Origin of the sequence: Streptococcus varani (assembly GCF_001375655.1) — a bacterium.
Taxonomy (GTDB): Bacteria; Bacillota; Bacilli; order Lactobacillales; family Streptococcaceae; genus Streptococcus; species Streptococcus varani.
Map to the genome: position 1 here is coordinate 422,476 of NZ_CTEN01000001.1, position 19,271 is coordinate 441,746.

Annotated in this window: 15 protein-coding genes and 1 pseudogene; 11 read left to right on the forward strand and 5 right to left on the reverse strand. The window is 40.9% G+C overall.

Annotated elements, in window-relative coordinates; all coding sequences use genetic code 11:
- Positions 1-40 precede the first annotated feature (40 nt).
- Positions 41-1,572: pseudogene (locus BN1356_RS02185) on the forward strand (IS1182 family transposase).
- On the opposite strand, the gene BN1356_RS02190 reads toward BN1356_RS02185, so the two are convergent.
- On the reverse strand, positions 1,523-3,796 hold the full coding sequence (locus BN1356_RS02190; RefSeq protein ID WP_093649790.1) for a Xaa-Pro dipeptidyl-peptidase: 2,274 nt from the start codon (positions 3,794-3,796) through the stop codon (positions 1,523-1,525). The pseudogene BN1356_RS02185 and the gene BN1356_RS02190 sit on opposite strands and share 50 nt — an antisense overlap.
- A 168-nt stretch (positions 3,797-3,964) precedes the next feature.
- Here BN1356_RS02190 and BN1356_RS02195 point away from each other — a divergent pair, with 168 nt between their 5' ends.
- From BN1356_RS02195 to BN1356_RS02215, 5 genes are all read left to right on the forward strand, one after another.
- Positions 3,965-4,702, forward strand: a complete 738-nt coding sequence (locus BN1356_RS02195) for a CppA N-terminal domain-containing protein (RefSeq protein ID WP_093649791.1) — start codon at positions 3,965-3,967, stop codon at positions 4,700-4,702.
- Entirely contained in the window at positions 4,699-5,622 is a 924-nt protein-coding gene (locus tag BN1356_RS02200; protein WP_093649792.1) for a serine hydrolase domain-containing protein, read from the forward strand. Before BN1356_RS02195 ends, BN1356_RS02200 begins: the two co-directional genes overlap by 4 nt.
- 6 nt (positions 5,623-5,628) lie before the next feature.
- Positions 5,629-6,165 carry a DUF1697 domain-containing protein gene (locus BN1356_RS02205; protein WP_176694199.1) on the forward strand — a complete coding sequence of 179 codons (537 nt, stop codon included), beginning with the start codon at positions 5,629-5,631 and terminating at the stop codon, positions 6,163-6,165.
- Positions 6,166-6,383: 218 nt separating this feature from the next.
- Positions 6,384-7,205, forward strand: a complete 822-nt coding sequence (locus tag BN1356_RS13045) for a LysM peptidoglycan-binding domain-containing protein (RefSeq protein WP_093649794.1) — start codon at positions 6,384-6,386, stop codon at positions 7,203-7,205.
- 212 nt (positions 7,206-7,417) lie between these two features.
- The gene (locus BN1356_RS02215) at positions 7,418-7,774 is read left to right on the forward strand and encodes a DUF1304 domain-containing protein (RefSeq protein ID WP_093649795.1); all 357 of its coding nucleotides are present in this window, start codon (positions 7,418-7,420) and stop codon (positions 7,772-7,774) included.
- A gap of 44 nt (positions 7,775-7,818) precedes the next feature.
- Here BN1356_RS02215 and pflB read toward each other — a convergent pair whose 3' ends face one another.
- Positions 7,819-10,158 carry a formate C-acetyltransferase gene (gene pflB / locus BN1356_RS02220; RefSeq protein ID WP_093649796.1) on the reverse strand — a complete coding sequence of 780 codons (2,340 nt, stop codon included), beginning with the start codon at positions 10,156-10,158 and terminating at the stop codon, positions 7,819-7,821.
- Positions 10,159-10,471: 313 nt separating this feature from the next.
- Here pflB and dinB point away from each other — a divergent pair, with 313 nt between their 5' ends.
- Complete coding sequence (gene dinB / locus BN1356_RS02225) at positions 10,472-11,551, forward strand: DNA polymerase IV (RefSeq protein ID WP_093649797.1); 1,080 nt, start codon at positions 10,472-10,474, stop codon at positions 11,549-11,551.
- Positions 11,552-11,605: 54 nt separating this feature from the next.
- Here dinB and recD2 read toward each other — a convergent pair whose 3' ends face one another.
- The 3 genes from recD2 to rnhC form a co-directional block, all read right to left on the reverse strand.
- Positions 11,606-14,041: an SF1B family DNA helicase RecD2 gene (gene recD2, locus BN1356_RS02230; RefSeq protein WP_093649798.1), complete on the reverse strand. Its 2,436-nt coding sequence runs from the start codon at positions 14,039-14,041 to the stop codon at positions 11,606-11,608.
- 88 nt (positions 14,042-14,129) lie between these two features.
- Positions 14,130-14,723 carry a signal peptidase I gene (gene lepB / locus BN1356_RS02235; RefSeq protein WP_093649799.1) on the reverse strand — a complete coding sequence of 198 codons (594 nt, stop codon included), beginning with the start codon at positions 14,721-14,723 and terminating at the stop codon, positions 14,130-14,132.
- A gap of 7 nt (positions 14,724-14,730) precedes the next feature.
- Positions 14,731-15,612: a ribonuclease HIII gene (rnhC, locus tag BN1356_RS02240; protein ID WP_093649800.1), complete on the reverse strand. Its 882-nt coding sequence runs from the start codon at positions 15,610-15,612 to the stop codon at positions 14,731-14,733.
- Between the two features lie 346 nt (positions 15,613-15,958).
- On the opposite strand from rnhC, the gene BN1356_RS02245 reads away from it, so the two are divergent.
- The 4 genes from BN1356_RS02245 to BN1356_RS02260 are packed head-to-tail and all read left to right on the forward strand — an operon-like array spanning position 15,959 to position 19,271.
- Positions 15,959-16,507, forward strand: coding sequence for an RNA polymerase sigma factor (locus BN1356_RS02245; RefSeq protein WP_093650040.1), 549 nt, complete (start codon positions 15,959-15,961; stop codon positions 16,505-16,507).
- Positions 16,500-17,249, forward strand: a complete 750-nt coding sequence (locus BN1356_RS02250; protein ID WP_093649801.1) for a hypothetical protein — start codon at positions 16,500-16,502, stop codon at positions 17,247-17,249. The genes BN1356_RS02245 and BN1356_RS02250 overlap by 8 nt, the downstream gene beginning before the upstream one ends.
- On the forward strand, positions 17,240-18,127 hold the full coding sequence (locus BN1356_RS02255; RefSeq protein WP_093649802.1) for an ABC transporter ATP-binding protein: 888 nt from the start codon (positions 17,240-17,242) through the stop codon (positions 18,125-18,127). The genes BN1356_RS02250 and BN1356_RS02255 overlap by 10 nt, the downstream gene beginning before the upstream one ends.
- On the forward strand, positions 18,111-19,271 hold the full coding sequence (locus BN1356_RS02260; RefSeq protein ID WP_093649803.1) for an ABC transporter permease subunit: 1,161 nt from the start codon (positions 18,111-18,113) through the stop codon (positions 19,269-19,271). Before BN1356_RS02255 ends, BN1356_RS02260 begins: the two co-directional genes overlap by 17 nt.

The following is a 19,271-nucleotide window of genomic DNA, read 5'->3' on the forward strand; positions in this document are numbered from 1 at the left end:
AGGAGTATAATTAAAGTATCTAGTATGAGGAGGTTTGGCTATGCTTCATAAGGAAAAACCAGATTACAACCGCAATCAATATGGTTTCTATACACTTGATGACCTTGTTCCAATTGATCATTTCCTTCGTCAAGTTGATGAGGTGATTGATTTTAACTTCATTTATGAGTTGGTAGAGGACACCTACTCAACCGATAATGGTCGTCCGAGTTTAGATCCTGTCATGCTGGTTAAAATCCCTCTTATTCAGTGCCTCTATGGTATTCGGTCCATGCGTCAAACTATCAAGGAAATCGAAGTCAATATGGCTTATCGTTGGTTTCTCGGTCTTACTCTCGATGACAGGGTCCCCCACTTCACTACTTATGGGAAGAATTACAGTCGAAGATTCCAAGAAAAAGAGCTCATCTCTGAGATTTTCTCTCGAATTCTCAATCAAACCTTAAGAGCTGGTTTGATTGACCCTTCTGAAATTTTCGTGGATGGAACTCATATCAAAGCTGCGGCGAATAATCACAAGTACACCAAGCAATTAGTGGAACAACAAGCCAAGTTTATGAGTGACCAACTGGAACTTGAGATTGATTTAGATAGGAAAAAACAGGCAAAAAAGTCGCTAAAGCCCGCAGAAAGCGAGGCTAAGGAAAAGAAAGTTTCAACCACAGACCCAGAGAGCGGTTGGTTTCATAAGGGTGAGCATAAGGAAGTATTTGCCTATTCTGCTCAGGTAGCTTGTGATAAGCACGGTTGGGCATTGGCTTATACAGTTGAAGCAGGCAATATTCATGATAGCCAAGCTTTCCCTACTCTATTTTCTAAAATTGAACCCTTTCAACCACACTACCTGATTGCGGATGCCGGCTATAAAACACCAAGTATTGCCAAGTTTCTTCTAGACCAAAATATTACTCCTGTTTTTCCATACACTAGACCTAGAGGAAAGAAAGGGAAACTACGACCAAAAGATTTTATCTACGATGAGTATTTCGACTGTTACCTTTGTCCAGAAAATCAAGAACTAACCTATCGAACAACAACCCGTGAGGGCTATCGTGAATACAAGAGTGATCCTAAAATTTGTGCACAATGTCCTTTACTATCTGTCTGTACAGAAAGCAGAAACCATCAGAAGGTTGTGACGCGTCATATATGGAAAGAGGCCCTTGAGATTTGTGAAGATATCCGACATCAAAAAGGAATGAAGGAGCTTTATCAGAAGCGTAAGGAAACCATTGAACGGCTCTTTGGAACAGCCAAAGAGTACCATAATTTGCGCTATACAAGAGAAAGAGGAAAGTCCAAAATGGAAGATAAGGTTGGACTGACTTTGGCATGTCTTAATATCAAAAAACTGGTGAAAATGATGGCTGGGAAGCCTTTTTATTTTGTCCAAATCTGTCAATTTTCACTACATTTCGCATCATTATTCCGAAAATACAAAAAAAGACAAACCTCAAAAATGAAGTTTGTCTACAATCTGAAAAGAAGCTCAGGCTTCTTTTTTGTATCTATTTTGTATCTATTAATCTCTTGGCAAAAGCATTTTTGACTGGGTTAAATCAACCGAAATAATCCACTCACTGTTGTCTCGAATAGTGATTTCGAAATCAGTGGTGTAGAGAATCAGTCGAATATTAGTTCCTTTCTGGAATTTATAGATGGTTGGTTGTAAGTCCCAGTTAAAAGTCATCCATTCATCCGCTGGAACGGCTTCAACCGTTAGCAGGTCATTTCGGTTTTGTAGGTTGAGGTAGCCTTTAGTGATGACCCGGTAAGGGCTGTCTACAAATGGTAATTCCATGAGATTTTCCTGAGCATGGTAGCGCCCGTTATCGAGGCTAGCACGAGCTTTGAGGCTAGGGATGGGTGCCAGGCGTTTGCTCTGTCCAAAATCTAGGACTTGTGCGGATAAGAGTCCCTTAGCCACGCTTGATTTGACCTTGAGTTGTAATTGCACCGGTCCATTGAGTAGGATGTCTTCTTTGACAGGGATGTCAATGCTAATTTGATTGGCCTTTCCGGCATATAAATCTTGATGAAAAGCTGCATAGGACTTACCGTAGGTAGCAAACGTTTCCTCTTCATAGGCTTGCTGGATGCTGGCGATTTCTTTTCCGAGAGGGAAAACCTCCTTCTTGGCTGCTCCAAAGTCTTTTAGACTAGTCCAAGTTTGGTCAGCGCTGTTATCCTGCCAGATGACAGTTGGGAGCCTATAGTTGTTTTCATAGCCCAGTAGTTTTTGACTGAGGAGGGCATTCATCGACTCTCTGAAATCAATGGATTGCCAGTTGTTCATGTAAACGTGAGCGCCGTTATGTAAAAAGAGGTGCTTGTCAATATGATTTGGTAGAGCATGGAACATATTCCAAACATGGAGTGGTTTGACATTCCAATCCTGAGAGCCGTGAGTGAAAACAACCTGACAAGTGACCTTGTCTGCATGAAGGAGATAGTTGCGGTCATGCCAATATTGATTGTAATCACCTGACTCACGGTCCAGAGCTTGTCTTTCAGCGGACAAGCCTGCTTGGTAGGTCTTTCTTTGGCGAAGAAAATCCCCTGCTTGCAGGCTACGTGAATAGGTTAGGGCGGTCAAACTATCCAAATCTTCACCAGGATAACCACCAGGACTGGTAACCAGTCCGTTTTCTCGGTAGTAATCATACCAGCTAGAAATTCCAGCTTCCGCGATGACAACTTCCAAGCCTGGAACTCCAGTTGTTGCTAAAGCATTGGACATGGTTCCTAGATAGGAGAGCCCACTTGTGGCCACCTTACCATTGGACCAGTCAGCAAGGACAAAAGCTGACCGTGTTTGATCGGTGTAGGCTTTGGTCCGGCCGTTGAGCCAATCAATCACAGCCTTATAGGCATAGACCTGTTGGTAGTCGCCAGAAGTCATATAACCAGTTGAACCCAAGGTGCCGACGCCGGATACATGGATATTCGCAAAGCCTCTAGCTAAGAAATAGTCATTTAATGAATACGAAGAGATGTGAGCCAGTTTCTCAGTTGCTTCAGAGACTAGTAATGCGCGTGTGTCGCCCTCAAGGAGTTCCAAATTAGTTTGTTCTAGTTGGATATTACAAGGAGTTTTTTGAAGCAAGTCCGCTTCCATCTTATGGAGGGCAGCATCACTGGCTGTCTCATTGACACCTTGATGATAGGGGCTATTGGTGATGATAGCTGGGACTCTTAAAGCAGTGGCTTTGGGTCGGATGATAGACACTTTGACTAGGTCTGTCTGTCCTGTTTTAGCTGTATCGACAGGAGTTTCCACATAGACCACTTCGCGGATCACATCCTTTGTTGAAAAAGTTGCCAAGGCTTTCCCGTTAAAGAAGTGATAGTGATTGTCCTCAGCCATCAAATCATCACTAACCAGCTGGTCTACCAGGCTATTTCCAGATTTGGTGCGGGTATTGAGCAGTTGGTAGAGGTTATCAATGACATTACCGAAAGTGATAGGAAAGCCTGATTCCTTGATAAAATCTGAAACATTGCTGTAGTCTACATGTGGAACAAAACCAAGTAACTGCAGGGCAACTTGGTAGAAAATTTGGTCGGTCAAGGCTATATCTGATTGGAAAAAAGTCAGCAAATCCAAGTCCCAGTCTGCAATCAGATTGGATAATGGAATATCCGTATTTTCAATCAAAAAGAAAGACTTACGAACAAAGCTTTCTAAATTTTTCTTGTCTGTATTATCCGGATGGATATCAAAACCCAGCTCCTTTAGCTCCTTGATTTGGATACTTCTGTCTATTTGTATATAAGAAAATTGATTAAAACGCATAATTTCTCCTCAGTTCATGATTCTAATGCCCATTAACCATTATAGCGGATATAAGTAGCTTTGTCTAAAAAAGAAAAAAATGAATTCCTTTTCAAAAAGATGTATAAAAGTTTGTCAAATCGTCCATTTTCCATTAAAATAGAAGAGTACTGATTTTAGGAGTAAGAAATGTTAGAAGAAAAAAATATGATTGTCCCAGCCTTGAGAGTGAATAATCGAAGTGTTAACCAAACCTTTCTAGAAGAAAAATTGGGAATGAAAACGATTTTGGAAGAAGGTCCTTTTGCGGAGTTTGCTGGACATAAGCAAGATAAAAAAGCTAGACTGGTTTTGATTGAATCCCCTTCTATGCGGACACGAGCTGTCAAGGGTCTAAAAAAACTAGCCAACATCACCTTAAAAGTGAAAGATCCAGCAGAAATCGAAAGCCTGCTTGCAGAGGGAGCTCCTTTTAGCAAACTCTATCGTGGGAAAAAGGGTCTGGGTTTTGAAACCAGTATGCCAGAAGGCTACCGTTTTCTCTTGCATAGCGAAGAAAATTCGTCTGATTTACAAGAAATCTTGCCTCCTGTTACCTTTACCAGAGCAAATGACTTTTCGGGTTTGACAGAATTTTTTGTGGAAAAAATTCTCATCAATACACCAAGTCCACAAGCCAGCAAAGATTTCTATCAGAAATTTTTGCCTGAACAAGACGTTGTTGCCTTCCAAGATGCCAAGGATGCGGACTTATTGGCAGCAGCAGATAGCACTTGGGATTTGGATAGCTTACGCGTGCCACTTGCTTCGGATGCGGATTTAGCTACTTTGAAGTCACACTTAAGTGGAGATTTCTTTATCGATAAGAAGGAAACTTTCTTACAGACGACAGATCCAAGTAATATCGAAATTTGGTTTGAAAAATGAGACAAAACATTTTTGACAAAATTCAAGATCAGATAGCAGAAAACCTCTATCTGGGTGCCAGTTTATCCCTATATTCGGATGGGCACTGGCAAAACTATTATTTTGGTCAAAGCCAGGAAGGCCAGCCGACACGAGCTGGTCTTCTTTATGATTTAGCTTCGGTTTCCAAGGTAGTGGGTGTCGGAACTCTGCTTATTTTTTTGCTTCAAGAAGGAAAGATTGATTTGGATTGTCCGTTAAAAAGCTATTATCCTGCTGTTGCGGATGCGAGTCTGACCATTCGGCAGCTAGTCACTCATGCATCTGGAATCAACCCTTTTATCCCCAATCGGGATGAGTTGGATGAGGCTGCTTTGAGAAAAGCCATTAACCAGATTCAAGTGACGGACCAGAAGGCGTTTCACTATACGGATCTTAACTTACTTTTACTCGGTTTCATGCTAGAAGAAATCTACGGTCAATCTCTTGACGAAATTTTGCAGGAGCAGATTTTCAATCCTTGGCAAATGAAGAGAACAAGTTTTGGTCCTGTGGAAGGAGCGGTTCCAACAGTTAAAGAAATACCAGCAGGGATTGTTCATGATCCAAAAGCCAGAGTCTTGGAGCCTCATGCCGGGTCTGCTGGCCTCTTTTCTACCATAGAAGATATGCAGATTTTCCTCCAACATTATCTAGAGGATACTTTTGCGGAGAAACTGACTCAAAATATCAGTTTTTCCAAGGCGCGCTCTGTTGTCTGGAATATTGAGGATGGGGATTGGTTAGACCATACTGGCTATACCGGGCCCTTTATCATGGTCAATCGCAAGGCGCAAAAGGCAGCTATTTTTTTAACCAACCGGACCTACCTTTATGACGATCGAACTCTCTGGATTGCAAAACGGAGAGAGCTACGAGACCTAATCAAGGCTCATCTTTAGGAGAAAATGATGAAATATGCAGTGCTTTTACGAGGAATTAATGTCGGTGGTAAAAATAAAGTCCTTATGAGCCAGTTGCGAGAGCAGGTGCAAAAGCTAGGCTACCAGCAGGTAGAGACCTATATCAATAGCGGGAATCTTTTCTTCGACACGCAAGAACCCTATCCTGAAATCCATCAAAAGTTGAAGCAGTTTTTTGAAGAAAACTATCCTTTCATACAAGCCTTTTCTCTCTTTGACAAGGAAAGTTACCAAGCTGACCTCAATCAGTTACCAGATTGGTGGCAAGAAGACTTGGCCCGAAAAGATGTCCTTTTTTATACAGACCGGGTGGACAAAGAGGAAGCTCAAAGCCGCATCAAGGCTATGCCTTTGAAAAATGAAGTGGTGCATTTTGGACAATTGGGTGTTTACTGGGGGAAATATGATGAGAAGGAATATTTGAAAACAGCCTACCATAAATATTTGATCAAGGAGCCTTATTACAAATGGATTACGATTCGCAATGGAAAAACGTTTGCCAAATTAGCCTCCTATTTATAGAATTAAAAGAGCCAAATACCAAGAGATTGATCAGTTTTTTGAAAACTGATTTTTCCTTTTAAAGAGATGGAGCCCATTTTTCTAGAAACGGTTTTGTCATAATAGCTCCCTATTTGATAAATGCTTGTAATAAAAAACATTCTTTTTTAATTTCCTTGTGATTTTTTTGACGCAATTATTTGATAGTATTGTCTTATCAAAAAATGGAGAAATAAGAAATGAAAAAAGTTTTAGGAAAAGTAAGCTTATTCGCCCTTGTCTTGGCTGGTGGTCTTTTAATGGATCAGTCTGCATCTGCGGATACTTCATATACGATTCAACAGGGTGATTCTTTCTATTTGATTGCCCAAAAATATGGTCTGGATCCAAATACTTTGGCTGCAGCTAACGGTTTGGGCATCTATGATTTGATTGTACCTGGTCAAGTTTTGACAATACCTGGTTACCAAGCACCGGCAACAGTGGTAGAAAATCCGGCACCTGCCGTTGCAAGTTCGACAAGTTCAAGTAACTATACAGTTCAAGCAGGTGATTCCTTCTCTTCTATTGCCGCAACCTACGGGATGGACTTTAATCAGTTGGCAAGCAATAATGGTTTGAACATCTATTCTACTATTGTCCCAGGGCAAATTTTGCAAGTAACTGCACCAGCAGGAACTAGAGCACAAGTGGAAACAACTTCTTCTTACTATTTGCCAGGTTATACTTATGAACCAGGTGTTAACTATCCAGTTGGTCAATGTACTTGGGCTGTTCAAAAGTTGACAGGCTGGGCTGGCGACTGGTGGGGAAATGCTTCGCAGTGGGCTGAGAATGCTTTCCGTGAAGGTTTTGCAGTTGGTACGACACCAGCAGTCGGTGCAATTGCGGTATGGAACGACGGTGGATTCGGTCACGTAGCTTTAGTAACCGGTGTGGATGGAAACAATATTCAAGTATTGGAAGCCAATATCAATGGACGCCAATGGATTGATAATCATCGTGGTTGGTTCAATCCAAATGCAGCTTCTGGTCACCTTTCATATATTTACGCTCCTTAAATATTCAAAACAGCTCGAAAGAGTTGTTTTTTTTGTGCATTATCATTGCAAAATCTGTTTTTCTGTAATAAAATTGACAAATCAAACATTTATAGCCAAATGAATTAGCTTTAGGACTAGGAACTGAGGTGCAGGCAGTACTGGAGTAGGGCAAGCCGATAGTGACAACGTATTGAAGTTAATTCAAAAGGCAATATAAATAAAGGAGACCTATGTCAACTCTTACATCCGTGCTCGCAACCTTAGTTGCCTTGGAGCATTTTTATATTTTTTATCTTGAAACCCTTGCGACTCAATCAAAAACGACTGGCCGTATTTTTAATATGAGCCAGGAAGAATTAGCAAAGCCATCAGTTGATAAACTCTTTAAAAACCAAGGTGTTTACAATGGTCTTATTGCTGTCTGTCTCCTATATGGCCTCTACATTTCAAAGGCTACTGAGTTAGTCGCTTTATTTTTAATTTTTGTTGTGGCAGTAGCACTTTATGGAGCACTGACAACCGATAAGAAAATCCTATTGACTCAGGGTGGCCTGGCTATATTGGCATTGTTTGGTTTATTATTTTGAGAAATGAAAAAGAAGAAATCCGAGGATCTCTTCTTTTGTTTTGTTTATTTAATCAAGTCTGGCACTGATTCGTCCAAAGAAAGCACTTCGTGGAAGACGCGGTGAGTCAATTCCATTTTTTGTTCTTTAGAGAGATACTTAGTATTGACACAGTAGCCTGAGATACGAACGATAACATCTTCGCCGGCCATGATTTTATCATAAACATCTTTCAAGTCCATAACGTTCAAGTTAACGTGCTGACCGCCACCTTCAAAGTAACCATCAAGGATTGTTACCAAGTTGTTAACTTGCTCATCAAATGTTTTACCAAGAGCTTTTGGTGAAACTTGAGTAGTGAGCGAGATACCATCATTGGCATGTTTGAAGTTTAGTTTAGCCAAAGAATTGAGATTTTGCAACCAACCGCCACGTGCTTTAGAAGTTGGGTTAGCACCTGGTGGGAAGAATTCTACTTTAGAAGTGTTGGTTGTGCCATCTTCGTTGAGGAATACACCACGGTGTACTGGAGAGTTAGCCGTTTGTTTTGAGTAGGCAACGTTTGAAGTGATGGTCAAGATTGAAACAGTCGCTTCAGCATTTTTGTAGAGTTTGTGGCGGTTGAGGCGAGTGAAGAATGCTTCCATCAACCATTTAGCGATATCATCTACACGGTCATCATCTTCACCATAACGAGGGAAGTCACCAGTTACTTCATAGTCGTAGATGAAGCCGTCTTCGTCACGAACTGGTTTTACTTGAGCGTATTTGATGGCTGACAATGAGTCAACTGTATTGGCGAAACCACAGATACCGAATCCCATGTTAGCACGCAAGTGAGTTGGCAAGAAGGCCATTTGTACTGCTTCGTAGTTGTACTTATCTGTCATGTAGTGGATGATATTCATGGCATCTACATAGGTGTCCGTCAACCAGTCAAGGGCAATTTCAAAGTTTTTGATAACTGTATCGTAGTCAAAGATTTCAGATTTATCCGGTTCAACGCCATCAAATACTTTGTAGTCTTTGTGTACATCGTCGTAACCGCCGTTCCAACTGGAAAGGAGACCTTTCAATACGTTGACACGAGCACCGAAGTATTGGATGTTGTGGCGTTCGTTTTCGCTTTCTGGATCAAGTGGAGATACACAACATGAGATACAGCTCATTTCGCCGTAACCGTCTTTTGCCATTGTTGTTACACCTTCGTATTGGATAGAGGAGTGTTTGTGGCTCATTGCCATACAGTAGCGACGGAAAGCATATGGCAATTTATCTGTCCAAAGAACTGTCAAGTTTGGTTCTGGAGAGTTACCGATATTGTCAAGAGTGTTCAAGAAACGGAAATCCATCTTAGTAACACGGTGACGACCGTCGTTCCCCATACCAGCCATAGAAGTTGTCAAGAAAGTTGGGTCACCTGAATAGATTTCGTCAAAGGCTTTTGTACGAGCAAATTTAACGGTACGGAGTTTCAATACGAAATCATCAACGAATTCTTGGATTTCAGATTCAGTGAAAGTACCGCGAGCCAAGTCACGTTCAGCATAGATATCCAAAACGATTGGCACACGTCCAAGAGAAGTTGCTGCACCATTGATAACACGGCAGACGGCCATGAAGGCGATGTTTACCCATTGAATCGCTTCTTTTGTGTTTTCAGCTGGTTTGCGAACATCTACACCATAGTGGTCACCGAGGGCAACGACTTGTTGGAGTGCTTGGTATTGAAGATTGATTTCTTCGCGGAGACGGATTGTTTCTTCGTCAATCTCTACGATGGCGTTCCAATCTTTCACTTTCTCTTCCATCAAGTAGTCAGCTCCGTATAGTGCAAGACGAGCGTACATACCGATGATACGTCCACGTGAGTAAGCATCTGGAAGACCAGAAACGTGGTGAGAGTGACGCGCGCGACGGATGTTTGAAGTATAAGCACGGAAGATACCGTCGTTTACTGTTGTCGCATGTTTTGTGTAAATTTCATGGAGAAGAGGATCAGGAGTGTATCCATTTTCGATCAAAGTCGTTTCAGCCATACGGATACCACCGCGAGGCATGAAGTTGAGTTTGAAGAGTTCATCGTTTTGGATACCGAAGATAACTTCATTTTCTTGATCGATGTAGCCAGCTGGGATATCGGCGATCGAAGTCGCACGATCGATATCCATTGGGAAACGAGTGTCTTCATAGTGAGCTTTTGTTTCTTCGATAATCTTTTTGATTTTCAATGAACGCTCAGTTGGACCAGCCAAGAAGCTTTCGTCGCCGTCATATGGCTTGTAGTTTGCTTGTACGAAACGAGTGACACTCGCTTTTTCTTGCCAGTCTGTACCGACAAAACCGTCCCAAGCTTTGGCAAAAATGTCTTCAGCAACATTTTTAGTTTTAACTTTTGTTGACATGAGATTTCTCCTTTAAAAGTTTATGCATTGACATGCATTTGTACACTCATTATAACATGTGAAAAGTCAATTTACAACCGGAAATAACTTGAAAATATATGAAAAATGTGAAAATATTTACATGAGAATTGTGAGAAAATTCACGAATAGCTTGATATACTGGTCTTATTGGCTTGAGCTAAAAATGAAAATATGAAAATGAGGATAGAAGAAAGGGGTTTCATGTCTGAAATGGAACTCTGATTTCGGGATGAAACAGTTAGAATGTGATATAATGAACTAATGCATAAAAATTAAACGAAAGAGGATAGTGATGCTCATTTTCCCCCTTATAAATGACATATCTAGAAAAATCATCCACATAGATATGGATGCCTTTTTTGCTGCTATTGAAGTGAGAGATAACCCATCTTTGAGAGGAAAACCGGTCATCATTGCTAGGGATCCGAGGCAATCAGGTGGGCGTGGTGTCGTCTCAACCTGTTCTTATGAAGCAAGGGAATTTGGTGTTCATTCGGCCATGTCTTCCAAGGAAGCTTATGAACGTTGCCCACAGGGAATCTTTATTTCTGGTCATTACGATAAATATCTGAAAGTCGGGCAAGAGTTACGAGAGATTTTCTTTCGTTATACGGATTTAGTGGAGCCCATGTCCATCGATGAGGCTTATTTGGATGTGACAGAAAATAAACTGGGCATTTCATCGGCTGTCAAAATCGCTAAGCTCATTCAGTACGATATTTGGAATGAGTTGAAATTGACGGCTTCGGCAGGTGTTTCTTATAATAAATTTTTAGCTAAAATCGCTTCTGATATGGAAAAGCCGTGTGGCTTGACCCTTATCCGTCCGGATGATGCTGCTTCTATTTTGTCTGAACTGCCGATTGAGAAATTTTACGGAGTCGGAAAAAAGTCTGTGGAACGCCTGCATGGTATGGGCGTTTTTAAGGGCTCAGATCTGCTAGAGATTCCTGAGATGACTCTCATCGATAAATTTGGTCGCTTTGGCTTTGATCTCTATCGCAAGGCTCGTGGAATTTCTAACTCTCCCGTCAAGACTCATCGCATTCGCAAGTCTGTTGGCAAGGAGCGGACCTACGGCAAGCTCCTCTACCGACTTGAAGATGTGAACAAGGAACTGTCCTCCTTAGCTCAGCGAGTAGCAGTCAGTCTGGATAAGCATGGTAAGGTGGGCAGGACCATCGTTATCAAAGTCCGCTATGCTGATTTTACCACTTTGACCAAGCGTCGGACACTGGATTTTCCCACAGCTGATCAAGAAGAGATTTTGCGCATCAGTGAGGAAATCTTTGATTCGCTTGGAGAAACAAATAAAGGAGTCCGTCTTCTGGGGATTACCTTGACCAATTTGGAAGATAAGGTTGGAGAATAAATAAAAAACCATCCCCTAGCTCCTCAGAGAGCTAAGTCATGGTTTTCCGGATTCTCATAACTTGAAAAAAGTCTGGATATCCTGATCTGTCAGTCCAATCATGGGGTCGATAGACAGGATATTTTCTTTTGTCAGGATATAATTGTCTGCTCTTGCCTTTGAATGATCTTGCTGAGCAAGATTAGTTTCATCTAACTTTTCTGAATGGTTGCTAAGAATCTCTGTCTTCTTTTCTTGGTCAACTGCCATGTCAGATTGATTTTCTTCCGCTATTGCAGGGAAGAAGCGTTGAACCAAATAGGTTTTCCGGATAGTTCCGGCATGTTTGATAGCCTGATCGAAGGCAGACAGTTGTCCCAAGAGGATTAACTTGCTTTTTGAACGAGTGATGGCCGTATAGATGAGATTGCGTTGCAACATGCGTTGGCTAGAGTGGGTAATGGGCAGGATCACGACCTGAAATTCACTGCCTTGTGACTTATGGATGGACATGGCATAGGCTAGAGTGATTTTGTACCATTCATTACGGGGATACGTAATTTCAGAACCTTCAAAACGGATGGTGATTTCATCTTGCTTGGAGTCACTGTACTTAGCTGGTAGGAGGTCAGTAATATAGCCCAGATCACCATTGAAAACGTTGCTCTCAGCATCGTTGACTAGATGAATAACGCGATCTCCTTGGCGGAAAATATGGTCATTATTTGGAAATTCAATTTCTCCGCTTTCCAGAGGATTCAAAAGATTTTGGGTCAACTTGTTGAGCTGATCAATACCTGAGACCCCTCGGTACATGGGAGCGAGAATTTGTACTTGGTCCGCTGGAATGCCTGATTTGACTGCTGCAGATACGATGCGTTCTACCATAGTGGGTATTTGCTCATTGACGGCCTCAAAATAAGATCGGTCAGCCTTTTTTTCTCGGAAGTCTGCTGGTAAATGCCCCTGTCGAATATGGCTAGCTAGATGGACAATGGTCGAGTCTTGGGATTGTCTGTAGATTTTTTCCAAGGTAATGCTTGGCAGTTGGGGAATCTGAAGGAGGTCAGCTAGAACTTGGCCTGGGCTGACAGACGGCAATTGCTCAGCATCTCCCACAATGAGGACCTGGGTGTTGGAGGAGATGTTTTGAAAGAGCTGGTTGGCCAGCCAGGTATCCACCATGGAAAATTCATCTACGATGATAAAATCAGCATCCAAGTAGTCATCCCGGTGACTTTCGCCTTGATCTTCGATGAGCCCTAGATGACGGTGGATAGTAGCACTAGGCAGACCGGTCAACTCATTCATACGGCGAGCAGCCCGTCCGGTCGGAGCGGCTAGTAGGATAGGAAAATCTCCGCTTGATTTGGTTAGATTGATCTTATGAAGGAGGGCATAAACTGCGATTATCCCATTGATAACAGTTGTTTTTCCAGTTCCGGGACCACCAGTCAGGATAAAGAGGGGATTGTTAATGGCTTGGACGATAGCCTCCTTTTGGATGCTATCATAGTGGATATTGGCTTCCTCTTCTAAGTGAGCGATAGCTTGTTCAATGTCTCTTCTCTCAAAACTGTTTAGGGTATTTTTTTCAAGTAGTCTGGTCAGGCTTTTTTTGATACCTTCTTCGGCAAAGTAGAGGCTGTTATCAAAGATTTTGGTACCCACTTGCTGCAGTTTTCCATCTGAAATCAAACCGGTTAATTCCTGGGCCACGGCCGCGGGGTCCAGTTCAACTTGTCTCGCTTGCTCTAGAACAGTCAGAGTGGCTTCTAAGAGATCCCTGGCTTCCACATAGGTATCACCTGTTTCCATCGATTGTTGAAGCAAACTATACAGAAGTCCTGCCCGAAAGCGCTTGGGAGAGTCGGTTTCGATCCCTAAATTTTCGGCAATTTTATCAGCGATAACAAAGCCCATCCCTTGGATGTCCTCAACTAATTGATAGGGATTGTCTTCAATCGTTTCAAGGGTTTTTTCCTTGTAAGTATCTTGGATCTGAAAGGATAATTTGTTGGGGATACCGTATTCAGCCAGCTTGGCCAAAATCATCTCTGTCCCATAGTTGATCCGCAAGGTATCCACAAAAAGCTGGCGATTTTTATCAGAAAGCCCTCGAATGGAGGACAGTTTCTCAGGTTCCGCCAGGATGTGGTCAATGGTATTTTCGCCATAGATTTCGACAATTTTCTCAGCGGTCTTGCGACCAATCCCTTTGAAATGCTCACTAGAGAAATACTTGATGAGGCCGGCAGAAGTGGGTTTGCTCCGCTCATAACGGGTGATTTGGAGTTGTTGGCCGTATTTAGGATGGGTGACCAATTGACCATAAAAACGGTAGTCTTCCCCTTCCATGACCTCAGCCATGGTACCGGTAACGATGACCTCATAATCTTCAAAATCAGCATTGGTTTCATCGATTTCCAGCAATAATATCTTGTAAAAATTAGATGGGTTTTCAAAAATAAGCCGGTCAATCGTACCGGAAAAATAAAGTTCAGAAGTCATCCGATTAGCTTTCTGTTAGGGTTGTCATGGGAATAAAAAGAGTGGGAGTCTGATTTTCAAGAAAATCCTATCCCACTCCCTGTAACTCTTAAAATAGACCGATGCGATTGAGAGGCCACATGCGGAAAATAATTTTTCCTTGAATAGCATCTTTGGAGAACGAACCAACTTGGCGACTATCCAGTGAAACCAAGCGGTCATCTCCAAGTAAGAAATACTGCCCTTCAGAAATCGTCACAGTAAATTGTGGCTGAAAATTACTGTCTAAAGTAAAGGCTGGAGCAATCTGGGCAGTTGATTGGAATTGCTTATTGTAGGAATAAATACTTTGGAGTTTGTCCTCTGCAAAAGCGTCCCGATACTCTTTGAGGTAAGATTCGTCAACCTTCTCATCGTTGATGTAGAGAACATCATTTTCAAAACGAAGCGTATCACCTGGCATACCAATGACCCGTTTGACAATGAGTTTTTCCTTGCCATTACCATCCGGCTCACTAGCCACAACGATGTCAAAACGATCGATATCTTTGGTGCGGTACATGATGAGGCGTTCCTGGTCATGTAATGTCGGGTCCATAGAGTGACCATCGACAGTCACTGGGCTCCAAATCAACCAGCGGGAAATGATGATGATGGCGACGATTAGGGTAAAGAGTCCCCATTCTTTGATAAATGATTTCATACATACCTCATTTTAGGAGTTTTTGAGCTTTTTGGGTGTTGGCGAAGTGCAACTTGGCCGTTTTCGCTAGTCCAGCCATGCCATGTGTGCGTAAAATTTGGCTGGCAACGACATCGGATTTGTGTCCCGCACCAGATGGAAGAGTGATACCGATGCCTTGTCCCAGCTGATCTAGATTGTCTAAAAACATGGCACGTGCGATGATCGAAGAAACAGCTACTGCTAGGTATTTGCTCTCAGCTTTTTCAATCAAAGAGATGGCCTGTGGGACTTGATTACTTTCCTGGCGGACATATTTTTCATAATTTTTAGGACTGGTAAAGGCATCAATCACGATTTGATCAGCTTGAACCCCTTTTTGCAAGAGCAAGAAAATGGCCTGATTGTGAAGAGCTACCTTGATCGATACGGCATTGTAACCTTGCTCGATAACTTCGTTGTATTTTTGCGGTGCAAGGAGGAGTGCCTGGTGGGCTATCTTTTTTTTCAGTAGAGGTGCGATTTGGCGGATTTTTTGGTCCGTCATCTTTTTAGAATCGTCGACGCCCAAGCTTTTTAGAAAGTCGTGATCAGCAGGTTTGACATAAGAAGCCACCACGCTCAAACCACCGAAGTAGGAGCCATTGCCCACTTCATCGGTCCCGATCATGGGGTTGTTTTGCTGAGTAGTTGTTGAGGTACTGGGTTTGTGCCCCCATTTTTGAGCATAAGTCTCGGCTTTTTCACCTTGAAACATAACTTTACCAGATGAATAGATGGTAATGCTGGCACCATCCGGCTTGAAAAAGGCTTCTACATAAGGGTTTTTGCTTGGCTGAGTAGCATAAGAAAAGCTGGATTTAACCTGACTTTTTTCTTTTTCACTCAATTGTAAAACAATACTTGACATTCTATTATTGTAGCACAAAATGCGAAAAAAACCTTAAGATAGGGTAATAAAAAACTCTTATCCGTCTGAGGTAGGAGAGATAAGAATCAATCTGCTTTTTACAAAAGCGCTTCTTTGGGCACGAAGACTAGATAGGATTTTTGTTACCGAGCTAGTCTCAAGGCTGATTGATTTAGCTCCTTTGTTTGCAGTAAAGTATATAAAAGGAAATTTAAGGAGAAATGTGATTTTATAAAACTACTTCTAAATTCAAATTATTTTAAAAAAGTTTCATATACTTAAATGATTTTCGATAAAATAGAGTTAATAGTATATGAAGTGATAAGAAGAGAATGGAATGAACCAGATGATTGAAGATTATTTTTTGATAATGAGGATAAAACGAGGAGATACAGATGCTTTTGAAGTTTTGGTTGATAAATATTATGATCAAATATTTGCCTATTGTTTACGCCGCACCTTTGGCAATCGTTCTCTGGCTGGTGATTTGACACAGGATATCTTTCTGAAAGTGATTGGTGCTATCCAAAAATATAGGTATAAAGGCAAGTTTTACAATTATCTCTATACTATCGCAGTCAATCATTGCAATAGTTATATTAGAAAGAAGCAGCTTGAACAAGTTCAGTTGAATGAGAATTTTTTGACTAATCAGGCAGAGAGTATTGAAGAAAGCTTGTTCAAGAAAGAAGAGAGTCAGCTAATTCAAGAAGCTTTAAACCAGCTGCCAGACCCACAGAGAGAAGCTATAATTTTACGCTATTATCAAAACTTGAAGATTGCGGATATTGCTAAGGTGACAGGTGTTGGAGTAGCGACAGCCCAGTCAAGGATTCATCAAGCTTTGCAAAAATTGGCTAGATGGTTAGATAAAGAGGAGTTTGACAATGACTAAACATATAAGAGAGCGTTTAGAAAGGTATTCTGTTGAGCCATATTTGAAAGGGAAGGCAGAATTACTTACAAAAGGTAAAGAAGTGATAGAAACTGCTCAATTACGGCGATATTCTATCTTAGATTTGTTAGTGTCCACCTTGCGTTTCATTGACTGGAAAATTTGGTTGATTCAACTGGGACTTTTCCTAATCAGTATTTTTCTAATTTCGGGAATTGGAAAAGAAGAAAAAAGCAGCTTGATTATACAAACCTTGACTGGTCTCATGGCTGTCTCGGTTCTCTTTTTCATGGATGAACTCTTTAAGAGTTTTACCAGTGGCATGTGGGAGCTGGAGGAGAGTTTTAAATACAACCTAGGTCAACATACTATGGTAAAATTGTTGATTTTTGGTTTAGTAGATATGTTCCTTATCCTATTGCTATCCTTATTAACTAGCAACCGATTTGAATTACCAGTTTTGACTGTCCTTGTTTACCTATTGGTTCCTTATAATATCATATGTATCATTCTCTTTTTATTGGTGACTATGTGGCGTAATCATCTTCATCGTCATATTATCTGGCTTACATCAGGGATTGTTTGTTTAACTTTCTTTTTGGCTAGCAATAGTTTTAAAATTTACCAACTGTCCTTGACTTACTGGTGGCTGGTTTGCTTGGGAACGGCGCTTATTTTCTTCTACTTGCTCAAGCAACAATTTCTAAAAATCCTAGGAGAGGACGTTTTCGAATGGAATTAAGATTAGAAAACATTTCAAAGAAATATGGAAATAGCCAAGTTTTAAAACAGATTTCCTTCGCACTTAAGCCAGGAATTTATGGTCTTTTAGGAGCAAACGGTTCTGGCAAGACAACTCTTTTTCGAGTCATTTGTGGGCTCTTAAAACCTGATGAGGGATATGTCTTATACAACCAAAAAGATATCCAGAAGCAATCAGAGGCTTTTCGGACAGTCCTTGGATACTTGCCACAAGATTTTAGCTATTATCCTGATTTTTCTGGTCTCAAATTTATGCTCTATATTGCGGCTTTGAAGGGACTCAATAGCAAGTTAGCTAAAAAACGTTGCTTGGAATTGCTGGATTTTGTTGGGCTGTCTGAAGTTAAAAACAAGAAAATCAGCAGTTATTCTGGCGGGATGAAGCAGCGTTTAGGGATTGCCCAAACTTTGATTAATGACCCGCGAGTCCTTATTTTAGATGAGCCGACGGTGGGCTTAGATCCAAAAGAAAGAGTCAAATTTAGGAAGCTCCTTAGCAACCTTTCCAGAGAGAAAATTGTTATTCTATCTACCCACATCGTTTCAGATCTTGAATCTGTGGCAGATGAAATATTGATTCTAAAAGACGGTATCCTGCAAAGTCGAGGGAGCGTTTTCAATTTACTGACAGAAATACAAGGCCAGGTTTGGGAATGCCTTGTTTCACAATCAGAAGCGGATTGTTTGGAGGAACGCTTCCTAATCAGTAATCGTCGTAATGATGAAGGTGGAGTAATTGTCAAAATTATATCTTCTCAATGTCCAATTTTTAATGCCAAACAAGTTCCAGCTTCTTTAGAAGATCTTTATCTTTATTATTTCAGGGAAGGAGGACAGCGTTATGATGAAATTAACTAAATTTGAACTGACTAAGATTTTTAAAAATCGAACAGTCATCGGTGCCCTTGTGGTATCTGTATTTCTCCTCCTTGGGATTTTCTATGTTGGCTATTACTATTCACAAGAAAATATGGCCGGAAGACACAATGTAGAAGCTGGTTATCCCGCAAAGTTGGAAAGAGTTATCAAAGAAAAATATACAGGAGATTTGACTGATGAAAAAGTTGAAATGATAATCTCCGATTATATTAATTTTTGGCAGGATGAGCAGGGAGAATCTTTGGTCTTCTATCCATTTTATTGGTATGTGACAAGTTCTTTTGTTCCTAGAAAGAATTATGATCTCTATCTAGCAATGACCGAAAAATTGGAAAATAATGAAAAATTATTAATTGAAGAAGTTCCGCTCCAAAAAGTGTCGGATAAGAATTTTAAAACATTTGATCATTTAGTGCAACTAGGCAATTTTATTCCATGGACAGAACTCTACAAGGTTTTGGGTAATCTTTCTTTTCTGATCTCTCTTCTTGTTTCTCTAGTCTGTTCACTAGTATTTGCAGATGATACATCTCGAAATCTGAACCAACTTCTCTTTACTACCAAGTGGGGGAGGAGCAAATTATTAAGCAGTAAGATACTAGCTGGAACTTTAGCGTCAAGTAGTCTTTTTCTCCTGATTCACAGTATCAATTTCCTCGCTTTTACAGCTATGAATGATATTAGCGGTTGGAAGAGCAGTATTCAAGCAAATTTCATTATGAAGCTCTACGATTTTCCCTTGGAATGGAATCATTTGCAGGTTTATATTTGGGTAATTTGTCTCCAATTCGTAGGCATTCTCTTTACGGTGGCTGTTAGTCTCCTTATTTCCGTCTTAGTAAAGTCTCCCTTGTCTGCTTTTGCGGGAACTACAGGCCTCTATTTCTTACCAGCCCTCTTGATGCAGGCTTTGAAAAATGATCCACTAAGCACTTATCTATATTTTTTCCCAGTTAATCAAACCAATGTCAAAGATATGCTTAGTTTGCTTGATAAAGAGAATGGTCTTATGGGTTTTGGTTTTGCTATTAATGTTATTATATTGTTTACTTTCCTCTTATTGGGATATGTTATCATGAATATTTTTACTCATCGATATATGAAAAATTGGAGTTTTCGTTGA